This is a genomic window from Legionella sp. D16C41, from assembly GCF_048541585.1.
GTDB lineage: Bacteria > Pseudomonadota > Gammaproteobacteria > Legionellales > Legionellaceae > Legionella_C.
In genome coordinates, this window is sequence record NZ_CP183303.1 from 1,207,283 (window position 1) to 1,231,693 (window position 24,411).

Below are 24,411 nucleotides of genomic sequence, written 5' to 3' on the forward strand. Positions count from 1 at the left end.
TATTAAGACTTACTGCTATTTATCTAATTCTTTAGACGTTATAAGTTTACATCCTGTTGTTAAGGTGTTTAGGAATGAACCGTATTAAAAAAGTATTCTGGGAAGAAGTTAAAAACAAAGTTAGAATAGTTAATCCCGCCATCTATGAAGTTATCGAACAACTTCAACCAGATAATAATATTCCTTTCTTTTTAGCCCATTACCAATTTGGTGCCCATTTTGGTGTAAAAAATCATGCTTATTTACCCGCTAGTTCTGGCCAGCTTGCTAAAATTGGCAGTTCAGCCATTGATAATGAGTTATATAAACATTTAGGTTATGGTAAAGATAGTCTGCCCTTAGGTATGATTTTAGATAAATATTGTGAATGGCATTACTTTGGCGAAAATGAGCGTATTTTTCCTGAATACGTTCAAGGCCCTGGCGCTATTTTTAATATGAAAATTATATTTGATGAAGATAAGACCATTGATAATAATGTTTTATCTGTCTCTTCAGGAGCGCTTTCATCTTACCTTTTGCCCAATATTGGTTGTGCAAGAAAGCATGGACAAATTCAAAAATATTTTAAAATTACAGCTCCTGCACCTAAGTCACCTTATGAACACTACCAAGTTTTCCAGGAAATAGTACGTAATGAGACAAATGATTGGTGTAGTGAAATTTTATATTTTTCTGAGTCTTTTATTGAAAAAGTTAAAAATGACGAACATTGGCTTAAGTTAAAGCTTTATTTTTCTGAAGCGTTAAGAAAAAAAATTACTCGAGATACGTTTGATATGGCGAGTAATAATTTATTTTTAAATGCCAAAAAGGTGAATCGTTTTCGGCCGACGCCCTTTATTATTGATACAGCAAAATACATTTTTAATATTTGTATGGGCCCAGGTATTGGAGCAAAGCCAGCTAATGATGAGCAATATTTACCTTTGAAAACTATTCAGCATGCTTATGCTGAATGTTATGGCTTAGTTTATACACCTACTGTCATGGTTCCAGCTTCACTTAACGGATGTAGAGATATGATTTATTATCCATTACAGTGCCCATTTGCTAACATTAATACTTTTAAATCAAACCAAAGCAATAGTACTCTTACCGAACTCGAAACATTAAAAAATGTTTTGCATACTTATCAAGAGGAATTTACTGCGGAAAATAGTGATGCCTATGGAAGTCCTCTTTACCATTTAAGTAAAGAACTGAAATTTACATTTTATCATTATCAAGCGAATGAACAACATTCGGTAAGAGGACCTGCAGAATTATTAGAACAAGACAAACGCTTCTTATTTTCTTATAGCCAAAATAGCACGACATTTTCAGCCGATGCTAAATTATTTCGTGGTTGTGTTCAGCTAAGTAGATGATTAAAAATTATGTGGATCAATTTCTAAAAGGGCTAAGTAATTTTGACTTACTTTTTTTTGTATAGTAGGTGGAACATAAAGCGTTGATAAGGGATTAATATTTAGCAATCCTAATTCAGCTATTTGATGCCAATCAACTCTAGGTTTCTGTGTTGGTAAAAGAGCTGCTTCATAAATACAAATAGGATGTGCTTTAGAGTAGTACCTTTCCAGATAATTTTGCAAGACACCTATTTTAGATGAAATCTGAGTATCTGCTTGACCTAAATTGGCAACTTGCCATATGAGAAGATGTCCGTGCACATCTAGAGTGCGCTCATAAATTAAAAGCTCTGTAGCATCTATTGTAAAGCAGCCATGCTGGCCTGGATCTATTTCTAAATCACTAAAAAGACAATCCATAGCTGTTACAGCAGGTAGAATGATAGCATTTCCTTTTTCTTTTTTGATTTGCTTGACTGCATCTAACCCGGATTGTGCAAAAACAGTGGGATGCCCATAAAAAATAACACACAGATTTTTTACTTGATAGTATTGATCAACAATATACTTGGTTATCTCTTTATATGCATCAGCTCGTTTAATTGATTTAAAATAAATAGGCTCTAAGGATTCTGCTTCTATTGCTTCGCGCTCAAGCCAGGCTTTGAAATTATTTTCATTAACTAAATAAAGAACTTTATCTGCTTTCTTAATAACCTGCCTAGTTTCTGCAGTTAAATGGGCAATAGACTTAATCCCTGAGCCCGCAACAATGAGTGTATGCATTTAATCAGTTATATCACAGATTGTATTAGAATGTGGTTGAGTTAATAAATTAGTTAATTGTTCTTTAGTGATTGAAGAAAGTAATTTTGAATCAATGGATTCATAATCACTTAAGTATTCATTGCCAACTGCGAATTCAATTTCATCTAAAAAATTCATACCATTTCCTCTTAAGTCAAGTTGCATCCCTATTGTATTGATAAAATCCCCCGAGGTATAGAGCTACTATCTGTTTTAATTTGAGACATTTAACTAATTAGAAAATATTGTTGTTTCAAAAAATTGCTAATGGATATCACCTATCATATTTATATATTGCATATGAATACTCGGTATGTTTTAATTATACTCGAATCGAGTATTTTGGTTGAATTAAATAACAGGAGTTAAATATGTATCATGGCAGCTTTAAGCAGCAAGTTTTATTTATAAATGATGTTGAGCAGCTTATAGGTCGTAACCGTCATACTCTGCGACGTTGGTGGATGGAAGGTAAATTTCCAAAGCCAGTTAAGCTAAACGGTTCAATTCTGTCATGGCACTATAAAGTTATAGAGCAGTGGATAAATCAGACCTTAGAGGTTAAAAATATTTAATTATAGATGGAGCCCAGAAACAAATTAATGTGAAATATCGAGGGCTATACAATGAAGTACCTAAGAAAAATAATAGGAGTATTTATATTATCTTTATCTCTTACTTCTCATGCTGGCGTTTATGCAACTACTGCCCATAGTCGAGCTAATTGTTTTAATAATGAGTCAATCACTTGGTATCTATGGCACAATTACAATTGGCGTGTTGTCAGTTTTCATAACTATGATTTAAAACATCCAAATAAGGGTTACCATTATATTGATACAGGCATGGGTTACACCTGGCGACAAGCAGCTGTACATTGGAATGAATCTGCACCTGGTGGAACGTATTTTGTGTCTGGGTTTCACTATTTTCTAGATCGTGGCCGCGAAATTCTTGATACGAATACCCAAGCTTCAGACTGTAGCATCTATGACGGTTGGTGGGATCAAAATTAAGGTAAGAAATAATATGAAAAAAGTACTAATAGCATTTAGCTTTATACCTGTAGTTACCTTTGCTATCACCGATGAACAAAAAGAGACTATGGTTCAAGCGAGTATTCAGACACTTAAACAACAAGGATTGGTTACGCCTGATTCTGGCGTAGAGATAGTGCCAAGGCAGGCTTTAATGTTGCCTGATTGGCAGAAGAATAAAGAGATTGAGCAAACACATCAATTAAAAACTAAAGGCTATATTAATGAAACATCAGATCGAGCCTATGAGTTACTGCACTTTAAAGAAGTTATAAAGCGCAATGAGGCAATAGAAGCTAAAATGCATCTACCTGATGAATCTCATATGCGACACAATGTGGCTGAACTGCTAATGGCTTATCCCTATAGCGGCGTTCCTCAAAGTGAAATGAAAGAATTTATTGGTATAGCGCCTGCTGGAACATATGTAAAAAAGCCAGTAATTGGTTGGTCAGGGGCAGTTGAATTTTTCAAGACTACTTTTGGAATGTGCGCTTATACTGAAAATAATCTCCATATTTCTCATGGTGCAGCTCGGGTTGCTGAGGAAGATGCAACTTCTGATGTTAATGGTAAAGCTACTTTAGTTGATGTAAGAGGAAATGAGAGTTCTGGCTTTCTATATCAAGTTGAATGGTTTGATAATCATTTTATTCGTAAGCTAGAATGTGCCACTGAAATTTATTCACTAAATGTTACAGAAGCAACAATAGAGCTTGCTAGGCGTACTGATAAAGCTTAAGTTAATAAGTTTAAAATATGATTTTTATATTAATCCTAGGATATAGATTTCTTTAGAGCCAATATTGGATGAGACTGCCAGTTTTTAGGTAAACCCATTGAGTCGGCACTCCACTGATATTTATTCAATATTGGTAGAATAAGCTCTCTATAGGTGTTCAACCAAATACTAGTTGTTTCTGATTCATTTAACAAATATTTAAGAGTAATCAAAATAAAGAAAGAGCGATCATTTCTAGGAGTAATGGGCGGGTGCCATAATTCATTTAACCCTTCGAGAGTTGGTCTTATTGCAAGTTCTTTGTTCCAAAGTCTACTGTGGTGGGCACATATATTTCTAACATAGGTTAGAAAATGTAGGAAGTTAGCTAATGTTTTTGGGTGTAGATTATAATGCTTTCTAGCGATAGCGCGCTTATCTTCATTCTTTAGCCCTTTATATAAAAAAGAGATTGAGCCAAAAGAGGTAACTTCCGTTGCCATCCATACAGGTAGGTTAGGGAAGCCTTCATACTTATTCATGTAGTGCTCAATAAATGGTTCTTTCGAGCGCTTAATTTCATCTTGGCCTTGTAAAAGCCAAGTCTTATGGTCAAACTTATTATGAAAATTCCTACTGTTGTTAAGAGCAAATGGCCCATAGCAATCAGCTAAATGATAAGTAATGTGTGTCCTAATGGATATCTCTATTCGTTCTAAAGCATCCATAATAAGGAGCCTTAGCTTTCTATCAAACTCATACAATTCTAGAATATTTTCTAAGGAAACATTTTCTTGGAATTGCTCCAGAAGATTACCGTATTTGTCTCTCTGCTTGAAGGGAAGCCAATAGGCACTTAAACGATAATAATTTATATTAGATAAAACGTCTAAGGCTAATACTTCGTTTGTTATAATCAAGCCTCGTTTTTTTAGTTTCTCTAACTGTTCTTGGAAATTAAGTGAGGGCTTGAGATACTTTTCTTTTTTGGTAGTAGTCATGATACATATATAAAAAAACCGCCAAGGTTACGCAAGAGTCGAAACTCTCTAGGCGTGGCGGTTATGTTAATTAAATTATACATAATTGCTCTTGTTTTTGCAAAGTGGGCTGATATGTAATATGTCTTTGGATATAGGCCGCCCATTTATCAAGTGCTTCTTGTCTTTGGGGTAGCATTTCATTTTTATTATAAGTAGCCATAATCTTAGGCATTTTATGGCCTAAGCATTTTTCAATCACGACTGGATCAATATGGAGCGTTTCACCAAGCTGAGTTGCAAACGTACGTCTTAAATCATGAGCAGTCCATTCTGGAATGCCTACCTTTGATTGAATTCGTCTGATAGCTCTTGGCAGAGAATTTTCGTCAAGCGGCTTGTCTTCAACTAAACTTGGTAGGACATAAGAAGAATCGCTAATATCATGTAATGCTTTAAAAATTGATTTAGTTAAATCTGATAGATGAATTTTAACAGTAATTCCGCCTTTATTATGTTCAGGTGGTACTATCCAAAGTGAATTATTGAAATCGACCTGGCTCCATTTCGCTAATCGTATTTCAGCTGTTCTAACTCCGGTAAGAATAATTATCTTTATAGCACTTTTAGTTTGAATTGACATTTGGCATTGAGAACTATCTAAAAAAAGCCAAATCTTTTTAATTTCTTCTAGGTTTAAATAGCGCTCCCGATGTTTTTCTAACCCGCCAATATCGCGAGCACGAATATTAGAAGCAGGGTTTGTTTGCATGCTTCCTCTACTGACTGCGTAATTGAAGACTTGCTTTAATGTACTTAAGACTCGATTTGCTTGAATTGGAGCGCCACGTTGGACAATCTTATCTAGTGCATTAGAAATATCTATAGGTTGAATTTTTTCTAATTCGCAATGGCCAAGAAGGGGAATAATATCTGCTTCAATTTGCTGTTTAATTTGAAGAGGTTTTTTTCTATTTTTTTCAATATAATTGATATACCAAGAGGTAATTAGTTTGGCTACAGTGTCATTCTTTTTTTCGATTTGTTGTTGAATAATGACTTTTGGAGCTTGACCTGTACGTCTTAATTCTTGAAGCTCAAGATATTTCTTTCGAGCTGCAGAAAGTGACATAGTAGGGTAGTGCCCTAACGTTAGTTTATCGGTTTTATTGCCTATTTTATAACGGTATATCCATGATTTAAGCTGATTGGGTGAAACGCGGATTCCAAATCCTCCTCCTTCATACTCTTCATACCGTTTATCTTTTGCTTTTAAATTTTTTATGTAAGTGTCAGTAAAGGTAGCCATTTTTATTCTTCTTTTTGGGTACACCAATGGGTACACTTAATTTTGTACTGGTTTACAATTTTTTGCAACTGTTTGCAACAGTAAATTTATATAAGTTGTTGATATTTAATATTTAAGTGTATCTATTTGCTATCGTTTGATACTGTTTGATAATCGAGGAAAATAGTCTCGTAATCAATAGGCCAGCGGTTCGATTCCGCTCAACGGCATAGATCTGGATTGAGTTTTAAAGTTGGCTGGCTTGAATTTATAAATATTTGGTACCGATTTTGGTACCGATTTTAAAATGTAATTGTCTGATATTAAATGATATAGAGTCTGTTAAATCAATATTTTCGGGTCTTTCTCATTTACGGGGGCATTATTAATCAATCGCAGAGGACCTTAACACGGCTTCTATAATTCAAAATTTCTAAAACCATAAGTACTCCACTGCATAAATTTTATTTTATAACACTTTTGCTTGGTATTTGAGCAAATTTATTATGTAGTAGCAAAACAAGTTGTCTTGCTTATAAATAGGTCTTCCCCAATCAGGAACGTTTATCAAATATAATATTCTAACTCTTATTCGGTAATTCTTTAGGAATACTTTGTCAAATGAAAAGGCCAGTATAGAAATTTTTTGCGACAGAACCAATTTATATGCTACTCTCAGCCACTTTCATCACTAATATTTTTTTATTAAGAATTAATACTTAGAGAGAATATTAAATTAAATTCTAGGGAAATTTGCAAAGGAGCATGCTCATTGTTTAATTAGGGTTATATTAACGATGTATGATTTTACTATAAGCAAATTGAATTCTTATAAACTAACTATCTTACAAAAAGATTTTCTATCTTTATTATCAGAAAAAGAAAACTTTATATTTGTAAAGAATAAATTCTCAGTGTATCAAAATGCAAATCAACAATTTTTAGATCTTATGGGACTTAATACATTAAAGAACCTCTATAAAAAAACAGATTATGATCTTTGCAGAGATACCACAAAAATAAAAATTTATTTACAGCATGATGAAGAAGTTCTTGAAACAGAGCAATCTTTGGTAGTCAATGAAGAAATTCTCCCGCAAAAAAATAGATTATTAAGAAAGCAAATGACTGGGACAATTTATCCTATCTTTAACCAAGGAAGTAAACCTATAGCCATATTAGGCGTTGTAAAAACAAAATATTTACCTTTCAAACTAACTCTAGAAACTGCTATTACTATGAGTAAGGAAGAGATGGATAATAATTTTATTAGGCGCTCTTATCCGGTGGTGATTTATGATAAAAAAATTACACTCTCAAAAAGAGAAATTCAATGTATTATTGAGCTTCTTAAGGGTAAGAATGCTAAAGAGATCGCGGAAACATTTAGACTTAAGCAAACAACTATCGAATTTTACCTCGAAAATATTAAAGAGAAATTTGGTGCTACGAGTAAAAGTAGCTTGATCATGACAGTTTACAATCAAAGAATTATTCAGCAAATTATACTCTGATGTTTAATATATTTTATCATTCTGTTCAGCAAGATTCTGACTCAATTGCAATCATTTTAAGTAATGGAGAAAAGTTAAGTTATAAGAAAGTTGATGAACTTGTCGAGCTTTGGGCAAAGTACTTTATTTTTGTAGGCGTACAACAAGGAAATAGAGTCGCAGTTCTTACAAAAACTGAAGATCTTCATCCTTTTCTACACCTCGCATTAGATAAAATTAATGCTACTGTTGTACCATTAGATATTGATATTCCACCGGCGCAGTTAGCAACTGATATTAAGAAACTCAACTTAGATAAAATCGTTATTGATGAAGAACTCTGTCAAAATTATGAAATACCTGAGCAAATTAAATCGTATCTTCCTATTCAAGGTATTATCCCTAAAAATAATAATGAACTAACGTCTGTTTGTTTGCCACTCATTGAACGTAATCCTGATATTCCTAACTATATAGTTGCTTCATCAGGTGTATCAAGTAATAAGAAATGGATTCCCATTAATTCACCAGGGCTTACTTATTGGGCAGAGGTAGAAAAGTCATTACTTAAACTATCACCTAAAGATAAAATATTATGCACACGCAGTCCTGCTTATGATGCCAGAATTTCTGAATATGTTCGCAGTTTTGCAGCAGGTAGCACCTTAGTTCTCATGCCGCAAGCAGCACGTAAAGATTTCAATGAGATTATTGAACGATGTGAGCAAGAGAAAATAACTTGCCTGATATTAATTGCCTCTCAATTAACTATGCCTAATCAGGAAGCGCTTATACAGCGACTTGCTAAAGCTGGTTTAACTCATTTAATGGTTACAGGCGATGCTTGCAGCATGGGCTTAAAGAGGCTTTGTGAAAAATACCATATTAATTTATGGAATTGTTATGGCCCAACTGAAGCTACGTTTGGCATGAGTATATTGCGTGTCAATCATGAGGAAATTGAGGACGAAAATGGACAACTTGTCGTTCCAATAGGATTTCCCCAAGGTGAAGAAGTCAAATTTCATATTATTGATGAGTGCCTTTATATAGAATCGCCTTTCTTATCGCCTGGTTATATTGATGCTCCAGATCTTACAAAAAAAAATTTCCCGACTTTATTCATTAATAATCGCTGGGTACGTGTCTTTAATACAGAAAATAAATTTTTAGTTAAAGATAATCGACTCATTTTTAAGGGAAGAATAGATAATGATGCACATATAAAAGTATCAGGCGTTAAAGTAGATCCATATGCCATTCAACAATGTATTGAAAAGTACAATGATGAAATAGGGCAAAATGTGTTACAAGTTTATGTGGTCGTTAAACCCTGGCTTAATAATAATAAACCATTTGCCTACCTTGTAGTACAGCATGAATTTTCTAAACCTCATTTTATGGCTTATTTGAAGAAATGGCTACGTAAAGAAGAGTTACCTATTATTGTTACACTATCTGATTTTCCTCGTTTAATTCCTAGTGAAAAAATAGATCGTCGAGCCCTTATTGCCAGAGTTGATCATCCAGATGAATTCTTCTTTAATGAAGGAAGACAAAATAAAGAAAAATTTTCTGCAAGTGGTATGGGTTTAGAGCCTTCTATCATGCATGAAATGAATGAATTTGTTGAAAGAATTAAAAATAATCAAATTGAGTACACTACTGAAGATGATTTATTTATGAAAATTGATAAATTAGTTCTTGCAGCAAACCATCTTGATCAAGAATTAACTTTAAATGGTAATAAAGAAAAAGTCCTGGCATGGTTAGAGGCAGCTTATCAGTTAGTTTCTAAATTTTTTCCGAAATATTTAGAGCTTTTGGAAGAGAACGTCAAGCAGACTGTTTTGGAAGGCTATTCACTTACTCACCTAGCTAGCTATGCTCAATTACTGCATTATTATGGTAAAGCCTTACGTTATAAAGATAATATTCATGAAAAACGCAGTCAATTTCTAAAGTCAGCAGTAACGATTGCTTCTTATCTAGAAGAAAAATCAGAACTCGTAGATCAGCACGATTTTAGAGGCCGATTATTAACTTATAATCTAGGCTTGATGCTTTGTTTGTGTGATAAAGGTAGCTTACAGGAAGCGCTTGAATTAGCAAAAAAACAAGTTACTTTGGCTGTTGAAAAGCAAGAAGTTTTCCATATCATACAATATAAGTCATATATTGCCAGGATTTTACTCTCTCTTCAGCAACCTGAGATAGCATTGCAATGGGCTAGCGAGGCGCTTACATTAGCAAGACAATTTTATAAATATCAGGTTGTATTTAGTAATGCTGCAATAGCCTATATTAAGTGTTGTATAGAAAACAAAGAAGAAAATAAAGCGTGTGAGTTAGCCAGAGAAATTCTTGCAGCCTACAAAGCTAATCCACTTTGTGGTGTAAAGGCGCATCATTTGCAAGACGCAAAAGAGACATTACAGCGTTATGATCAGTTAGCACGTAGCTGGTGTAATGTTCTGGGAATAACTGAGAGCGATGAAGATCAAGAGTTTATTTTTTTAGGCGGGGACTCTATTCAATTAAGCCAACTAGTCTTTCAAATTCAACAGAATATTGCCCCAACTTTTAATTATCAAAAAATACTTAATTTACCTTCTTTAACACTAAGGCAAATACGAGCTTCTTTAAAAAATATGCAACAAACTACACAGACTAGTGCTATAGTCCGAGCTTTATATCCACCAGTGAATGATAGAGCTAACTATTTCTTTCTACCGCCTTTGTTAGGAGAGGGTTATTTTACTTATAAAGAATTAGCGCAGGTTTTTTTATCTCATTATCAATTCAATGTTTATGGTTTATCAGATCCGAGTATTTATGACGCCAAATTATTACCTAAAACTTTGGAAGAAGCCGCTAGTAGATATGTACAAGCGATTAAAACAATTCAACCTAAAGGTCCTTATAATTTATTAGGGTTTTCTTATGGAGGTACGCTTGCTTATTTTGTAGCCAAACAATTACTTGAGCAGGGTGAGCACATCAAAGCATTACATCTCGTTGATGCGTTTCCACCAGAAATGTACCAAAAGCTCTCTGCGAAAGACCATGCTGAATTATTAGAAGAATTGATTAATTTTGTTATTCAAACTTTAAATAACCGCTTTTACAACGAAAAACTTAAACACATTAAATTAATTAAGTTTGATAAACTGTCTCCATTGGATCAAGTTACTAAAAGTTTCGATTCTTTGATTTTAAAGGTAGTGAAACAAGAATCAAAAGCTTTATTGTTGTTAGCACGCCAACATTTATTATTAATGCTCGAAACAAAAGAAATTAATAAGATACCCGTATGGGCAAATCTTTATTTATCAACGCCGAATCAAACTTATTTAGATGTAATTCATCGTATTAATAAAATTGTAAAAAAATCGGCTAATTGCCAAACCTATTTTTGGAACAATTATTTTGAGGAAGTAAATCTTGCTGGTAAGCGGGTAGATGTAAAGCATCTACAATTACTCAAACCGCAAACAACTAATTTAGGCAATTCTGCACACATCTTTTGGGAACGAGCGCATGATCCCCTCTTTAATCTTCACTTTGATTATTTTGGCCCTAAACCATTTTATTATTTGGAAAGGGTAAATGACGTCTATTTTAATTTGCATCTATATTCCTTAGACTGGCGAGAGTTAGCTTTTTTTAAAAACCAGCTAGCCAAAATATTTCAAGTAACTCATTTACTTACTTATCCTTTATACGACAGAACAGCAGAAAAATATGAGCGAAAAGATAAAATTTATGTTACTAAATATTGTCTTTCTTCTAGACTATCTAAAGAGAAAATAGCAAAGCTTCATGATTTTTTTGCTGAACAAAAAATAGATAATTTTAATTTTAAAGATAATCCTAAATTGCTTCTACCTTATATTGAAGAACAACAATATATTGAGCATTTTTTTATTAATCTGGATATTTATTGGAATAGCCAGTATTTAATGAGCCTTTATTTTAATTGCCATGGCAAGGCTCAGAGACTACTTGAAAAAATTTTTGCAGTAATGAAAATGGATATCGATCGTTTTTCTGAACTTAACAATAATCTGTATAATTATTCTCATTTTATTTACGATATTTATAATCCTTCTATCTTTAATGCAGTAGAGCAAATATCTTCTTGGTTGAACAAATTTATCACTTTATTGCTTCCATATGTAGAGCCTACTATAGAGCATGAGCCCCAACAAATAATGAGCCTTCAATAAGAGAATTCAATAAATGCAGGTAAGACGATGATTACCTGCATCATGTTTTTAATTATAATGTGCAGGTTTTATGAGTATTAATTACTTTTTCTGCTGCTTCCCTATGAGTGGGTTTAGCACCGCACTCAGGATTATTATCCATTTCTTCTAAGATACTGCTAGCCATTAATTGCGCTTCATCTTTTTCATCTGCAGCTTCTAAAACATTCATCAAGCAAACTCGTGCATTAAAGTTTACTAAACTGCTACTTTCTGGCATAAGACTTTCTTGGACAGCCTGTAGCGCATATTGTTTCGCAACCTCTATTCCAGAGCCAAAGTCCTGATGTTTTTTGATATAGATATTCGCTAATTGGATTGAAGCTTGAGCTCGATGAAAGGCACTAGGTAATGCGAGTTGAGGTTTGATTAATTCAGCGGCTTTATCATACTGTTTCATATCTTGCAGACAATAATTAACGGGCATTTCATAAGTAGCAATACGATTTTCATAATTGTGAGGGTCTTCTTTTTCATCACAATTCAAAGTACTTAGGTATTGAGCTATTTTTAAGGCATTTGAAAGTAAAGGTAAACGTTCTTTTGCAGAAATTCCTGTGTAACGCCGTGCTTTACCTAAATAATGAAGCAACTGAGCATGACTAGATAATTCTCTCGGGCTGTATTTTTCTAAATGCTCATAATCATATTTTTTATCAAGAGCAAAGGCTGCTTCAAGGTAATTTAATACCAATCTTTCTTTTTCTTTTGGCGCAGGCTTTTCGTTAAATCGTTGTTGGTCTAAATGATTAGAATATAAAGTAAATACATCAATGTAACCTAAAGTATCTTCAGGCGTAAATTCTTTTTCTCTAATAGCAGTAGCAATAGCATCTAGTTTCATTCTTAAAGGCAAAATAATACCTTTTCCTTCATTAGAAAATTTTTTAAAACAGGCATCACCTTGCTCAATACTATTATCTTTTCTTTTTTTAAATAAAGCTTTATCTAAATAAAGATAATTTTTCAATAAACTATCAACATCTAATGTAAATTCAAGTGGCGAGTTTGGCTGAAACATTTTTGCTTTATACATAAGTATTAAACTCCAATAATTGTAAAATTGAAGTTTAAAAAAAAAGTAAGATTTTAATTACCTAACTAAATCAGGTAGTTAATCTCTTACAATTTATAATTTTTCTTTCACTAAGTCCTTTTCAATTAAAAGTTAGTTTAATGATTCAAGATAAATCCATTAATCGTAATTACAAATAATTATGTGGTAAAAGTTGTATCAAAAAATAGTTTTAGAACATATGGCACGGTACTCGTACCTCAAAGGTTATTGAGCAATTCTAGGATAAGCATTTAATGGTATTAAATTTATTTGATAATTTTAAACAGATTAAAATTTTCACACGGCTTTTTTTTGAGCAAAATAATCTAACGAAGCTAATAAGCATTTTAAAATTAATTTCTCATTTGTTGATTGCAGCTGAATTAAGCCGGCGCGTTCAAAGCCAGCAAGTGCACGTCTAACCTGGGCACGTGAATAAGTTACACTCTTTATTCCTTGATGAGACTCAACAAAAAGTTGTTCAGCGATAGATTGGTGATTAATACCCCGATCAAGTCCAACAACGCCTGTCTTTATATTCATATATGGCTTAATGCCTCAAGTAAGCAAGCTGCTGTATATGTGGTAATTCATACAGTGCTGCTAATTCTTCTCTATTGATCATGAAGTACATTGCGTCCTCTCAAATTTTGTAGTCCAATTACACATCATTTCGGGTAGAAAAAATGATGAAAAATAACCATGAAAACACTAAGCGTGCATTAATACTTATTTCGAGTATTTAAAATTAAATATTAACACATATTGAGAAGTATTCAATATCTGATATGATGTTTTTTAACAGTATGGATCGTGAGTAACTTATGAGTATTAAAGAAAAAATAGGAAAGCGTATTAAGGATGAACGCTTAGCAAAAGGTTTAACTCGAAAAGGGTTAGCGGAATTAACGAATGACCTGAATGTATCGCGTATTAATAACTATGAACGCGGTGAAAGAACGCCAGGTCCGCTGGAAATAAAGCAGCTTGCTAAAGCCCTAGAAGTATCCGCAGCATTTTTAATGTGTTTATCAGATGACAAACAAGGCGCCTTGAAAAAATCACCTGGCTTAGGTGCTTTAATTCCTATCTTAACTTATCAACAAGCTTGTAACCCAGTTGAGCATATTGATCAAATTAAACAAGATACCTATTCAGAAAAGGTCGATTTAATACCTATTGCGCCAAAGCTAAGTGAGCGAATTAGTGAATATGCTTTTGCTTTAGAAGTGCAAGATTCAAGTATGATTCCAGAATTTAGGGTAGGGGATATTCTTATTGTTGATCCACAAATATTACCTAAGCCTGGTGATTTTATTGTAGCTCAGCTCAATGAAGATAAAGAAATTTTAATTCGTAAATATAAACAGCTTTCTGCTACAAAGATAAATCCTGAATTTGAGTTAATTGCGCTTAATGAGGATTGGGCAAAAATATCAGTCAATTCTGATCTGAACATAAATATTATTGGGACAGTAGTCAGCTTAAATAGAATATTCCTTTAAAATGAGAGTAGAACTCAAAGTTAGTATTTATTAACTTAAGTAATTTGATAAGAAAAATTAATTGAGAAAGTAAGATGCCAGTTGTTTTGGAGACAAAAAGATTAATCTTAAAAATAATGGCCAGAGAAGATTTTGAACATATATTCTCTCTTTTATCTAATCCTGCTGTAAGGAAATATAGCCCTAATGGTGTAGTACAAGCAAGGGAACAAGTGCAACCTCTTATTGAAGCCGCGCCGGATTATTTTAAAAAACATGGCTTAGGATTGTTTAACGTTTTTAAAAAAGATAGTAGTGTTTTTATTGGTCAAGCTGGACTGTTTCATTTAGATTTTGATAGTAGCCGGCCTGAAATTGAGCTCGCTTATCGCTTGCGTCCAGAATATTGGCATCGAGGGTATGCAACTGAATTAGCAAGCGCTTTGATTAAATGGGGTTTTGAGGAAAAGAATTTAAATCGGATAATTGCAAGAGTTCATCCAGAAAATGAACGCTCAAGGCACGTGTTAGAGAAATCAGGTATGAGCTATCTGGGAATGATTAATTTCAGCAATAATCTAGTTCCTTGTTATGAAATTAAAAAAATCATTCTTTCTCTAGACCAGATACAATTACAACCTGCTTCTATAGATGATTATCCCATTATTCAAAATATGACTGCTTATTATGCTTATGATGTCAGTGAGTACATGCAGTGGCCTATGGAAGAAAATGGTATTTATGATATTGGCCAAGATTACCTACGTTATTTTAATAAAGAAAATACCTATCCATTTTTGATTCGTTATGATGGTAAACTAGCTGGATTTGCGATTATCGATAAAGAGGTAAGTGATATCAAAAATGATTATAATATGGCGCAATTTTTTATCATCAGAAAATTTAAAGGACGTGGGTTAGGTAGGCAAATTGCTTTTCATTGTTTTAATCAATTTCAAGGACGTTGGGAAGTTTTTGTGATGCCAGGTAATGAAGGCGCTTATCGCTTTTGGCGAAAAATTATCAATGAATATGCCAATGGTTGTTTTCAAGAAATAAGTCGTGAGGTGAACCAATATCCTCGCAACATTTTTACTTTTAAAAGCAAGAAAAATTAATCTCGTAAAGAAATCTTGTATTTTCTGAATCTTGCTCATAATATGACCGTCTTATTATAAATTTACTAAAATCTATGAACTTTCATGAACAAAGAATGCATGAGCTGATTGCCTATACGCGTACGAATAATTCAACTGCGCCATATGGCTGCTCCATTTATTCAGAAGATGGGGAGCTATTAGCAAGTGCATGTGGTAATCATCTAAGTCCTATTAATCATGCCGAAATACTCGCTATTGATGCATGTGCAAAAAAATATCCTAATATAAAGTGGAATACGTTAACACTGTATACTACCGGTGAGCCTTGTTGCATGTGTGCAGCTGCCTGCTGTTGGGCGAACTTAAAAGAAGTGGTATATGCAACAGGCATCCCACTCATGTTAGAATTATGGGGCGTTGAAAGCGAATTAAGAGCTGAATTTATTATCAATAACCATCCTAAAAAACCAAACCTTATTATAGGAATCTGCGAAGAAGAATCTAATTTAATGTTTAAAGAATATAAGAATAGATTTGCTGCAGCATTAAATAAATATCGTTGGCCATTACAAAGCAAAAGGGCATAATAAAGTTCTCAATAAGAAATGAACGGCCCTTTGGAAGGTCATTTAGAGTGCCAAAATATATAGCGCAACTAATTTTCTTCATGCACTAAATCAATATAATTTGCGGATCGATTAAAAAATATACTAAAATACTGCCCGAAATATAGGCATATCCCACAGGCCAATATCTGTTCCTCCATAAAAAGAGATTGAAATGATTCAAAAAGAAACTGCATTACAAATATATAATTTATCAAAAAACAATAAAATAACAGAACTTAAAGAGTTGCTCGCACAACAACAAACGAGGTTAGGGGGGCATTATTTTTGGGATTACCATACAGACAGTCACCTAATAGAAGGCGCAGCGCGCGATGCTATCTTGGCAGGGCATGAAGATATTGTAAAACTTCTTTTTGATGCTGGTTTGTCACCAGATGCTTATGCATACATAGATGATAATAATCGTGGTTTAGCGCCATTAATTCATTTTGCTGCCCAATCTGGCAGACTAAGTACCGTTAAGTTAATGGTTGAATATGGTGCAAAAATCTATTTAACCAAACGCGATAATAGAGACGGATGGAACGATAATTATGGCTTAAGAACCGCCGTAAAAGAAGGACATGTAGATATCGTTGACTATTTACTTGATTGTGGCGCAGACGCTAATGGATTATGCGGTGGTGGAACAATGGGAGAGTTGTACGGCGGCACCACGTTCTTAGCCAGAGCTGCTGATGATGGAAATATCCATATTTTTGAATCATTGATTAGACATGGTGCTAAGGTACCATCTACTCTAAATCTTGCTTATGAAAAAATCTACGTTCATGGATATAGAGAATACATATCTGCTATAGAGCGTAATTACAGTGATAGAGATAGGATAAGCAAGCTTGAATATGCTTTTAATATTTTCTATCAAAATAGATCAACTTTTAATGTTAATTATTCGTTAACATCAAAAGCTAAAGCATTCTTTGCTGAATTGAATGAGTTGTTAAAGGATGTTGACAAATTAAAGAATAACGAAAGGGAAAAAGACAATTTTTTACGATTACTTACAGATAATTTATCTAAGCAATTTAACATAATCGTAAACGATAAAGATCGTCTTAAACGTGATCTGAACAATTTATTAAATTCTTTAGAAGAGTTTGATAAGAAAAAAAGAGAGTTACAAGAAAAAGCAGATAAATTAAAAAATTCATATACACGCATTGTAAGAATATGTATGGATTATGCAATAGGTTGTGATTTCGAAGCAAAAAGCACAGGTCTTTTTTCTGGAGAATATGGCGGATTAGTATTTTTAGGCGATTTAGATGTTTCTGGCATGAATTTTATTGGTGTCTCTGTGGCAGGCAAGCCAGTAACTCAAGAAATTTTAGAAAAAGAAGCGAAATCTGGTGCTCAAAATGCAATTCTCACACCGCTTAATTTAATGGCACTTGATGATCAAGGTAGAAAAGATAGTTTAGTTAGTCGTTTAAATACAGCTCTGGATAAAAAAGGCAGATTGGTGAGTAAAGATGGTGTTATCAATTTAATTCCCTTAGAGCGAGCTGCAGCAATCGGTGATGTAGCGGCGGTAAAAGCTAGAGTTCAGGCAGGTGAAGATCCAAATTTAGAAAATGGATCTCCACTCGTCTCAGCAGCTCAAAACGGTCACATTGAGATTGTGAAAATTTTATTTAATGCACACGCTGAACATACAGCCAACAAGGCGAACCGCTTGATTTCAGAAGCTAGGGAATTTATATCTCACAACCCAAGCGTAGCATTTCTATCGGTGGTAAAGGGTCGAGTACATAAAACTTCAATTCCGCTAACACCTGATAAGTATCAAATTATTTTACCGGGCAATAAAAAATTGACCTCAGTTATGCACATGCTTAGAGGAATTGGTAAAGATACACTAAATAATGCTATCCAAACTATTGCTTTGGATGCCGAAGCAAAAAATCAAAACTTTATTGTTGTTGTTAACCATGATAGGTCTATCAAACTTATTGAATACAGTAATCTAACTGATCGCAAGGCGTTAATAGAAACTATCACGCCTATGATTAAACTGGCTGCCGATGAGTGGAACTACTTTCCTGCTATTTTTACTAACAGTAATAACTTTGATGTCATTGAAACACTGATTATCTCGCAGTATCAGGATGCCGCTAAAAGCAAAACGGCTAGTATTGAGGCAATTGAGGCTGCAAGAAAACAAAATCATATCGCGATAGTCGAGTTTCTTCAAGACAACCAAGATGTAAATCAGCAGGATAACGATGGAAATACACTTTTACACAAGGCTATAAAGACAGGCGATTTGGAGCGTGTGCGCGAACTCATTTTAAAGGGTGCAGATGTCAATCTGGAAAATAAAGATGGCCAAACCCCTTTAAGTATCGCTGCAAAATACTCTGGTAGTGAATGGGATATGTCAGACAAGCATACCAAAATTGTCCAAATACTATTAGAAAACAAAGCTGATCCCAATAAATTTAAATGGTCATCGCCTTTGGAGCTTGCAATAAATGCGGGCAATACTAAAGTTGTTGCTATGTTGCTCCCAGTGACGATAAAAAATGAAATAATTAGAAAAAGTTATTTAACACCAGAACATAAAGAGCTCCGTCGAGACCCTTGGTATGTTGACATGATGTTCAGCGCTTTGCACAAAAAAGATGGCATAGCGTTGTTAACTTTATTAAAAGAGTATGGTGCAGATTTTAATGTAAAAAGTGAATATGGCAGTACACTATTAAATGAAGCTATATATGCATTACCATCTTTCAGTAATATTACTAGTACGATGAGCGATCTGGTACGCGGTGGTTACGGTGCAGCACATATGCGTAATGCGCTTGAAAAAACACAAAAACAGCTGATTGAAGATTCGGAAAAATATTTTCAAGATGAGTTAAAAATGTTGGATTTTCTATTCGAAAATGGCGCAGATCCCCGAATAGGAGGTCGCGATGGACAGACTCCTTTAGCGTTGCTCATTGATAAAAAAGATTTAAATTATCTAGAAAAAGCAGCCGAGATTGTAATGGATCGGTTTATGAATCATGGAGCCAATGTTAATGCTGTTGATGATAATGGATTCACACCATTACATGAAGCGGCTAGAACAGGGGACTTAGTTGCGATCGAATATTTGCTCAAGCATGGGGCAGATATTAATTGTCAAAGTAAAACAAAGCGCACCCCGTTACATTGTGCAGCGGCTTGCGGAAACCAACTTTCCACAAAATTGTTACTGGAGGAAGGCGCTGATTTTACCCTGCTTGATGAAGATGGATTAAACCCTTTACAACTTTCAGCGAAAGCCATGGTTAATGACAAGAAGATATATAGCTTCAGTTCAATAACAGCTGAGCGTGAATTTGAGAGTAAATATATAGCCGCTCAAAATATTATTAAAGAATTTATCTCAAAACATACTAGAGAGGCTTTAAAAAAGCGTGCAGTAGAATCAGGTTTAAATGATATAATAAATCCACAGAAAAAAATGTTGTCAAACAAAAATAAGAATTTAACCGTTATCTTCGATATAGATGATACCTTAGCTGGCCATTCATCCATAGAAGATGAAGAAAAGTTATATTTTCTTAGAAAAAGTGCTTTAATCTCTGCAGCAGAACGAGAACATCAAGTTTTTCCAGGTGTTATTGAATTAATGCGTTTTCTTTATAGTAAAGATAATATTGAAGTTGCTTTTTTTAGTTCAGGCCAAAAACAACGCAATGTTGAATTTGTAGAAAAATTACTTATTAAAGCTTTAGGTCCGGACAGATACCAAGTAGTAAAACCTTCATTAATTATTTTATCAAGAGATGACTTAACACCAGAGGATAGACTTAAATCTAGGCAAATGTATGAAAACTTTGGCCTATCTGCAGGGAATTTTAAAAAAGACATTACTAAAGTAACAGATAGTACAACATTAGAAAATGTAATTTTAGCCGATGATGATTCAACTTATGTCTATTATGGACAAGAAAAGAATTTTTTACGGTGTCCAAGTGGAGAGTCGAAGTATTACAATGAGTTAAACAGAGAATATTCAGACCTGGATTACCAACAATATAAAGATAAAGAATATTTCTTCAAATTTAACACCGCTTTTTATTTAGCAGGCATGCTAGCACATTGTATAGAAGTTTTTGAAAAAGGCGAGAATGTGAATGCATTTCTATTTAATAAACATTTTACAAAATCATCGAATAAACTTTTTGGCTTTCAACCTACTCATGAATGTATGGAAGATAAAACAATTTTTGAAAAGGGCTTGGAATGTTTAAAAACAATCAATCCAGAAATCTGTTTTGTATCACGCGAAGATTATATTAATACATTAAATACGCCTGCCTCTGAAGAGGAAAATCAAATAATTGATGGTTTAAAAACCCAGCGCAGTGGTGAGGAGTGCCTTATTATGTAGTATAAAACACTTCATATCTGTGTTTGAGATAAAAACCTTTTGCTTGGAAATCAGCTGTTTCTGTATTCTTTATCCAATCTGCTATCTTCCAAGCAATTTCTTTTTTTTATACCTATTGCATAATGCTTGTTAGCTTCGGGCAAACCAAAATACTCAGGTAAATCTTCTGTGATTGTTTGACACATGGCTTGAGCTAATTCACCCGTTATTTTTTCAATTTGAATCATAATATCTTCCCTACCGCAATATCTCGAGCATCTCCTTCATAGCCATCCGGATCATCAAATGGCATATCGATATAACCCTTATTTCTATAAAATTTTAGCGCAGCAGATGAGGGCTCAACATGCAAGCTATGATAGCTCTGGTTCTTAAGCCACTTTGGCTATAAATTCGCTACTAACTTAGAGCTTCTCTTAACAAGAAGCCCATGTAAAAATAATATAAATTAAATTTTTAATCTTAATTACTAAAGAGTGAAGCTTTGATTTCTTGATTGTTCTAACTGAGCATGTTCAATTACTTCACTTATTTTTCGTTGAACATCTTTAGCAGGTTGTAAATCACTTAATAAGAACTTTTCTTGCGTTAAAGGATTAGCTCGATATCCTTTTTTATCTACTCTTAAACTAGTTAAAGTGTCTAAATCAAATAAATCACCATCTAGTCTAACTGGCTTGTTAACAATCTTCTGATTATATGAATCTCTAAATTGTTCTAGCTGTTTATTATCAACATTAAGAGCTTCTAATAGAGAAGTATTTGATTCCTGCTTGTCTAACATTTTTATAAAAGCTTTTAATGCGGAACTAAATTCATTATCGACTAAAACAGCTGGTAAGAATTCAAGTTCTAAGTTTACACCACGCTTAATCCGAGATATATATTCATATTGGGAATTCGCCATAGTAATGAATGCATCATTACCTAATTTCTTTAAATAAGAAAGGGGGTCATTCTTACCTTGTTTATAGAAAGCCGACATGATTTCTTTCGCAGCATAAGTATTGTTGAGGTATAAATGACGAGTAGTAGGATCCAAATCAAAAAAAGTTTGTAATGGGTTTGAATAATTTATTTTCTGGAAGAAATTAATAAGTTCAAATGAATTATAGTGATTATCTAATATAAGTTGACGGTTCTGTGGCTCTATAGAAAAGAAAGTTACAAATGGATCGCGATGCCCTAGCTTTAATAAAGACTTCATTACTTCAAAGCAATTATAATGATTGTTCACAAGTACATTATTCTGCTCAGGAGTAAGAGCTAAAAACTTATTAAATGCATTTTGATACCCTAGTTTCGCAAAGCCTTTTATAACCTCAAAGCAATTATAATGATTGTTCACAAACACATTATTCTGTTCAGGGGTAAGCTCTATAAACTTATTAAATGCATTTTGATACCCCAATTTCGCAAATCCTTTTATTACCTCTAACGAATTATAATGATTATTAAGAAGATTTGTTAATTTAGGCGTCTCCATTGAAAGCAGTAATGTAAGGGCATCTTGATAACCAATTTTTATCAATCCTTTTAAACATTCACCTGCATTGTAAGCATTTTCTAATAAAATATTTAAATAAGTGGGCTCTATATTCTTTAAAGTAGTAAGCGGTGATTTATATCCTAATTGATTAAAAATTTTTACTAATTCTTTAATATTACTTGCTTTTTTTACAAGCGTTACCAATTGGTCTTCTTCCCAATTTTGCAAGTCTTGTAAAGCATCTGTATGGCCATACTGTTTACAAGAAGATATTAGTTTAGCAAAATCAGAAGCATTGTTTATGATAGCTAGTTTTACTTTTTCTGAACTAAATCTATCTAAAGAGATATCGTTTTTCACTAAGATTGCACGAGCATAAGTGCGGTATAATTCAGAGTCTTTAGCTTTGTCAGAACAAATACTCCAGAAAGTCTCACGTGTTGATTGTGGCATATTAACTACTGCATTCGGGTCATCTAAAGAATAGCGATGTCCATCAATTTCTAATAAATTAGTAGAGCGAGTTTCGTTAAATGTTATAGATGAGCCATTAGAAAAGACCACACTTGTTTGTCTTGAAGTATTAAAGAACCTTGTATCACTTAGTAGTTTTAATATGTCAGCTGTATTACTAGCCATAACCAACCTCTCCAATTTGTTAAGTTTTACTTATTCGAGGTGCGGATTTTATCTTAATTATGTCTAATTAGAATAGAATAACAAATTGATTTATTAACAATGTCATAAAAAACAAAAGCCTTTTGAGGTTCAGCGCTTAGGAAAAAAGTAGGCTTATGATTATACTTAGAACTTATAGAAAGCGTAGACTACTCTTATTTTTATTTTATCGATACTTTTAGCTACTTTAGTCAGTAAGCCCTTTCTCTTGCTCTTGCCCCAATTAGAAAATAAGGGCAATTATTGCTAAGGATAATTTTATTTATCAGTTTAAATAATTCAATATCATTGCCTGAAATATTATTCCATTTGCTTCTTGATAAATTTGTCATAAATAATTTCTGCTGTTTCCTGATTTCTCTCGTCAGAGGAACTTAATAAATCTGCATAGATTAAGATAAACGGTACATTATTCTGCTCGTAAGTTTTGGTATCGAAATTCCAAAATTTTTTAAGTAGTTCAATATTGCCATTAACATCTCGTTTTAGCCGGCATTTGTATTGTAATAAAGGCAGTTTATCATATGCATAGAGGGTAATTAACTCGGGTTTTAAATAGGTAGTTAGTTTGGCCGCTGCTATTTCTCCACCCCAAAGAAAATTAAAATCTGTAGGGTTTACTTCTTTTAACAAAGCTATGTTATCTGTTGAGAATTTTTCCATTATTAATTTAGGGCGCAATTTTTCTATGTATCCAATACACCATTTATTAAATAAATCTTCTTTATTAACGAGATGCTTCTCACCATGATTTTTTGTGACTATATAACCGTATTTTTCTAACATTAAAAGAGTTTTACTTACACTTCCAAGGGCAACATCGCTCATTTTTGCAATTTCACGATAAGTGCGATCTACTGCGCTTTTAATGTTTAGTAAAGTAAAAATAATTTTTATACTGGCAACGCTAAGTGAAAAATGCTGGGTATCTAATATAGGTGACTTCTGAGGCGTTTCACCTTTGATAGAGATAAAAACGGGGGCTGTGTTGATAAACATATTGCCTGAGAAATCAATGTATTCAATATTTGCCTTTTGTAATTTTTCAGCAAGGACTTTGTTGATGTGGTTAGTAATTAATATACTTTTTTTATTTAAGTGCTGCAGATAGTGGGTGATTACACCAATATTCGATTTATCGATGTTGCCAATTATCTCGGGCTTAAAGGTAAGATTATTTTGTTGAATACGAATATTGAGCTGATTTGATCGTTTGTCATACCTGCATTCAGCGCCTAACTTGTTTTTTATTATAGACAACAATTTTTCCGTATCCATAACTATCGCTCCTGCTTTCTTGTTCATAATTATGGTATGTTCAATAAAAATGAACAACTTAAAAAAATGAACAAAGTTGATTTTCTAAGCGATAAAAAATTACTGCATAAGCTCTGATTTAAATTTATTTTTATAATTAAGTTTTGTTTATATGCTGTTAAAACAAATTCAGCTGTCAAGGAATCCTTGATAACTGAGTTTCAAAATGGACCGTACTGAAATCTAAAAGGTTAATTACGATAATTTAATTATTAGTAATATTACCATTAGTTCATTTCTAAGTTGATCCTTTATATTTCCTATTGTATCTATCGATTGCGCAAGTTAGGTTTCAATTCTCTTTCATCCCGTAGAAAATCATTT

Annotated in this window: 18 protein-coding genes and 1 pseudogene; 10 read left to right on the forward strand and 9 right to left on the reverse strand. The window is 33.3% G+C overall.

Features of this window, described 5'->3' with window-relative positions; genetic code table 11:
• The first annotated feature begins 74 nt into the window (after positions 1 to 74).
• Positions 75 to 1,370: a hypothetical protein gene (locus tag ACNVED_RS05345; protein ID WP_419420722.1), complete on the forward strand. Its 1,296-nt coding sequence runs from the start codon at positions 75 to 77 to the stop codon at positions 1,368 to 1,370.
• Here the strand turns inward: ACNVED_RS05345 and ACNVED_RS05350 are convergent, their stop codons facing one another.
• Together ACNVED_RS05350 and ACNVED_RS05355 are read right to left on the reverse strand one after the other, a co-directional pair.
• On the reverse strand, positions 1,371 to 2,138 hold the full coding sequence (locus tag ACNVED_RS05350) for an SAM-dependent methyltransferase (RefSeq protein WP_419420723.1): 768 nt from the start codon (positions 2,136 to 2,138) through the stop codon (positions 1,371 to 1,373).
• Entirely contained in the window at positions 2,139 to 2,324 is a 186-nt protein-coding gene (locus ACNVED_RS05355) for a hypothetical protein (protein ID WP_419420724.1), read from the reverse strand.
• Positions 2,325 to 2,530: 206 nt separating this feature from the next.
• Here ACNVED_RS05355 and ACNVED_RS05360 point away from each other — a divergent pair, with 206 nt between their 5' ends.
• Genes ACNVED_RS05360 through ACNVED_RS05370 form a run of 3 tightly spaced genes read left to right on the forward strand, consistent with a single transcriptional unit; the run spans position 2,531 to position 3,938 of the window.
• Positions 2,531 to 2,734 (forward strand): helix-turn-helix transcriptional regulator, encoded by a 204-nt coding sequence (locus ACNVED_RS05360; protein WP_419420725.1) that lies wholly within the window; start codon positions 2,531 to 2,533, stop codon positions 2,732 to 2,734.
• A gap of 51 nt (positions 2,735 to 2,785) precedes the next feature.
• Positions 2,786 to 3,175 carry a hypothetical protein gene (locus ACNVED_RS05365; protein ID WP_419420726.1) on the forward strand — a complete coding sequence of 130 codons (390 nt, stop codon included), beginning with the start codon at positions 2,786 to 2,788 and terminating at the stop codon, positions 3,173 to 3,175.
• A gap of 13 nt (positions 3,176 to 3,188) precedes the next feature.
• Positions 3,189 to 3,938, forward strand: a complete 750-nt coding sequence (locus ACNVED_RS05370; protein WP_419420727.1) for a hypothetical protein — start codon at positions 3,189 to 3,191, stop codon at positions 3,936 to 3,938.
• A gap of 35 nt (positions 3,939 to 3,973) precedes the next feature.
• Here the strand turns inward: ACNVED_RS05370 and ACNVED_RS05375 are convergent, their stop codons facing one another.
• Both ACNVED_RS05375 and ACNVED_RS05380 read right to left on the reverse strand, forming a co-directional pair.
• Positions 3,974 to 4,918, reverse strand: coding sequence for an Abi family protein (locus tag ACNVED_RS05375; RefSeq protein WP_419420728.1), 945 nt, complete (start codon positions 4,916 to 4,918; stop codon positions 3,974 to 3,976).
• Between the two features lie 70 nt (positions 4,919 to 4,988).
• Positions 4,989 to 6,206 (reverse strand): tyrosine-type recombinase/integrase, encoded by a 1,218-nt coding sequence (locus ACNVED_RS05380; RefSeq protein WP_419420729.1) that lies wholly within the window; start codon positions 6,204 to 6,206, stop codon positions 4,989 to 4,991.
• A 776-nt stretch (positions 6,207 to 6,982) separates the two neighbouring features.
• Between ACNVED_RS05380 and ACNVED_RS05385 the strand changes: the two genes are divergently transcribed.
• Both ACNVED_RS05385 and ACNVED_RS05390 read left to right on the forward strand, forming a co-directional pair.
• The gene (locus ACNVED_RS05385) at positions 6,983 to 7,699 is read left to right on the forward strand and encodes a helix-turn-helix transcriptional regulator (RefSeq protein ID WP_419420730.1); all 717 of its coding nucleotides are present in this window, start codon (positions 6,983 to 6,985) and stop codon (positions 7,697 to 7,699) included.
• Positions 7,699 to 11,907, forward strand: a complete 4,209-nt coding sequence (locus ACNVED_RS05390) for an AMP-binding protein (protein ID WP_419420731.1) — start codon at positions 7,699 to 7,701, stop codon at positions 11,905 to 11,907. The genes ACNVED_RS05385 and ACNVED_RS05390 overlap by 1 nt, the downstream gene beginning before the upstream one ends.
• A gap of 52 nt (positions 11,908 to 11,959) precedes the next feature.
• Here the strand turns inward: ACNVED_RS05390 and ACNVED_RS05395 are convergent, their stop codons facing one another.
• Entirely contained in the window at positions 11,960 to 12,982 is a 1,023-nt protein-coding gene (locus ACNVED_RS05395) for a hypothetical protein (RefSeq protein WP_419420732.1), read from the reverse strand.
• 324 nt (positions 12,983 to 13,306) lie between these two features.
• Positions 13,307 to 13,637 (reverse strand): annotated as a pseudogene (locus ACNVED_RS05400) (hypothetical protein); the annotation flags it as partial.
• Positions 13,638 to 13,827: 190 nt separating this feature from the next.
• On the opposite strand from ACNVED_RS05400, the gene ACNVED_RS05405 reads away from it, so the two are divergent.
• The 4 genes from ACNVED_RS05405 to ACNVED_RS05420 all read left to right on the forward strand — a co-directional run bounded on the left by ACNVED_RS05405 (position 13,828) and on the right by ACNVED_RS05420 (position 20,603).
• A complete protein-coding gene (locus ACNVED_RS05405) occupies positions 13,828 to 14,508 on the forward strand; it encodes a helix-turn-helix domain-containing protein (protein ID WP_419420733.1) in 681 nt (226 codons plus the stop codon).
• A gap of 74 nt (positions 14,509 to 14,582) precedes the next feature.
• On the forward strand, positions 14,583 to 15,605 hold the full coding sequence (locus tag ACNVED_RS05410) for a GNAT family N-acetyltransferase (protein ID WP_419420734.1): 1,023 nt from the start codon (positions 14,583 to 14,585) through the stop codon (positions 15,603 to 15,605).
• A gap of 95 nt (positions 15,606 to 15,700) precedes the next feature.
• Positions 15,701 to 16,174 (forward strand): deaminase, encoded by a 474-nt coding sequence (locus tag ACNVED_RS05415; protein ID WP_419420735.1) that lies wholly within the window; start codon positions 15,701 to 15,703, stop codon positions 16,172 to 16,174.
• 193 nt (positions 16,175 to 16,367) lie between these two features.
• Complete coding sequence (locus ACNVED_RS05420) at positions 16,368 to 20,603, forward strand: ankyrin repeat domain-containing protein (RefSeq protein WP_419420736.1); 4,236 nt, start codon at positions 16,368 to 16,370, stop codon at positions 20,601 to 20,603.
• 50 nt (positions 20,604 to 20,653) lie between these two features.
• Here ACNVED_RS05420 and ACNVED_RS05425 read toward each other — a convergent pair whose 3' ends face one another.
• The 3 genes from ACNVED_RS05425 to ACNVED_RS05435 form a co-directional block, all read right to left on the reverse strand.
• Positions 20,654 to 20,830, reverse strand: a complete 177-nt coding sequence (locus ACNVED_RS05425; protein WP_419420737.1) for a hypothetical protein — start codon at positions 20,828 to 20,830, stop codon at positions 20,654 to 20,656.
• 242 nt (positions 20,831 to 21,072) lie between these two features.
• Positions 21,073 to 22,731 carry a hypothetical protein gene (locus tag ACNVED_RS05430; RefSeq protein ID WP_419420738.1) on the reverse strand — a complete coding sequence of 553 codons (1,659 nt, stop codon included), beginning with the start codon at positions 22,729 to 22,731 and terminating at the stop codon, positions 21,073 to 21,075.
• Between the two features lie 339 nt (positions 22,732 to 23,070).
• Positions 23,071 to 24,048, reverse strand: coding sequence for a type IV toxin-antitoxin system AbiEi family antitoxin (locus ACNVED_RS05435; RefSeq protein WP_419420739.1), 978 nt, complete (start codon positions 24,046 to 24,048; stop codon positions 23,071 to 23,073).
• Between the last annotated feature and the right edge of the window lie 363 nt (positions 24,049 to 24,411).

Excerpts from the sequence above, each read along its gene's own strand:
- ACNVED_RS05365 (WP_419420726.1), top strand. The coding sequence starts at position 2,786 with ATGAAGTACCTAAGAAAAATAATAGGAGTATTTATATTATCTTTATCT.
- ACNVED_RS05430 (WP_419420738.1), bottom strand. The coding sequence starts at position 22,731 with ATGGCTAGTAATACAGCTGACATATTAAAACTACTAAGTGATACAAGG.
- ACNVED_RS05375 (WP_419420728.1), bottom strand. The coding sequence starts at position 4,918 with ATGACTACTACCAAAAAAGAAAAGTATCTCAAGCCCTCACTTAATTTC.
- ACNVED_RS05405 (WP_419420733.1), top strand. The coding sequence starts at position 13,828 with ATGAGTATTAAAGAAAAAATAGGAAAGCGTATTAAGGATGAACGCTTA.
- ACNVED_RS05355 (WP_419420724.1), bottom strand. The coding sequence starts at position 2,324 with ATGCAACTTGACTTAAGAGGAAATGGTATGAATTTTTTAGATGAAATT.
- ACNVED_RS05370 (WP_419420727.1), top strand. The coding sequence starts at position 3,189 with ATGAAAAAAGTACTAATAGCATTTAGCTTTATACCTGTAGTTACCTTT.
- ACNVED_RS05435 (WP_419420739.1), bottom strand. The coding sequence starts at position 24,048 with ATGGATACGGAAAAATTGTTGTCTATAATAAAAAACAAGTTAGGCGCT.
- ACNVED_RS05425 (WP_419420737.1), bottom strand. The coding sequence starts at position 20,830 with ATGATTCAAATTGAAAAAATAACGGGTGAATTAGCTCAAGCCATGTGT.
- ACNVED_RS05360 (WP_419420725.1), top strand. The coding sequence starts at position 2,531 with ATGTATCATGGCAGCTTTAAGCAGCAAGTTTTATTTATAAATGATGTT.
- ACNVED_RS05410 (WP_419420734.1), top strand. The coding sequence starts at position 14,583 with ATGCCAGTTGTTTTGGAGACAAAAAGATTAATCTTAAAAATAATGGCC.
- ACNVED_RS05345 (WP_419420722.1), top strand. The coding sequence starts at position 75 with ATGAACCGTATTAAAAAAGTATTCTGGGAAGAAGTTAAAAACAAAGTT.
- ACNVED_RS05380 (WP_419420729.1), bottom strand. The coding sequence starts at position 6,206 with ATGGCTACCTTTACTGACACTTACATAAAAAATTTAAAAGCAAAAGAT.
- ACNVED_RS05415 (WP_419420735.1), top strand. The coding sequence starts at position 15,701 with ATGCATGAGCTGATTGCCTATACGCGTACGAATAATTCAACTGCGCCA.
- ACNVED_RS05420 (WP_419420736.1), top strand. The coding sequence starts at position 16,368 with ATGATTCAAAAAGAAACTGCATTACAAATATATAATTTATCAAAAAAC.
- ACNVED_RS05350 (WP_419420723.1), bottom strand. The coding sequence starts at position 2,138 with ATGCATACACTCATTGTTGCGGGCTCAGGGATTAAGTCTATTGCCCAT.
- ACNVED_RS05395 (WP_419420732.1), bottom strand. The coding sequence starts at position 12,982 with ATGTATAAAGCAAAAATGTTTCAGCCAAACTCGCCACTTGAATTTACA.
- ACNVED_RS05390 (WP_419420731.1), top strand. The coding sequence starts at position 7,699 with ATGTTTAATATATTTTATCATTCTGTTCAGCAAGATTCTGACTCAATT.
- ACNVED_RS05385 (WP_419420730.1), top strand. The coding sequence starts at position 6,983 with ATGTATGATTTTACTATAAGCAAATTGAATTCTTATAAACTAACTATC.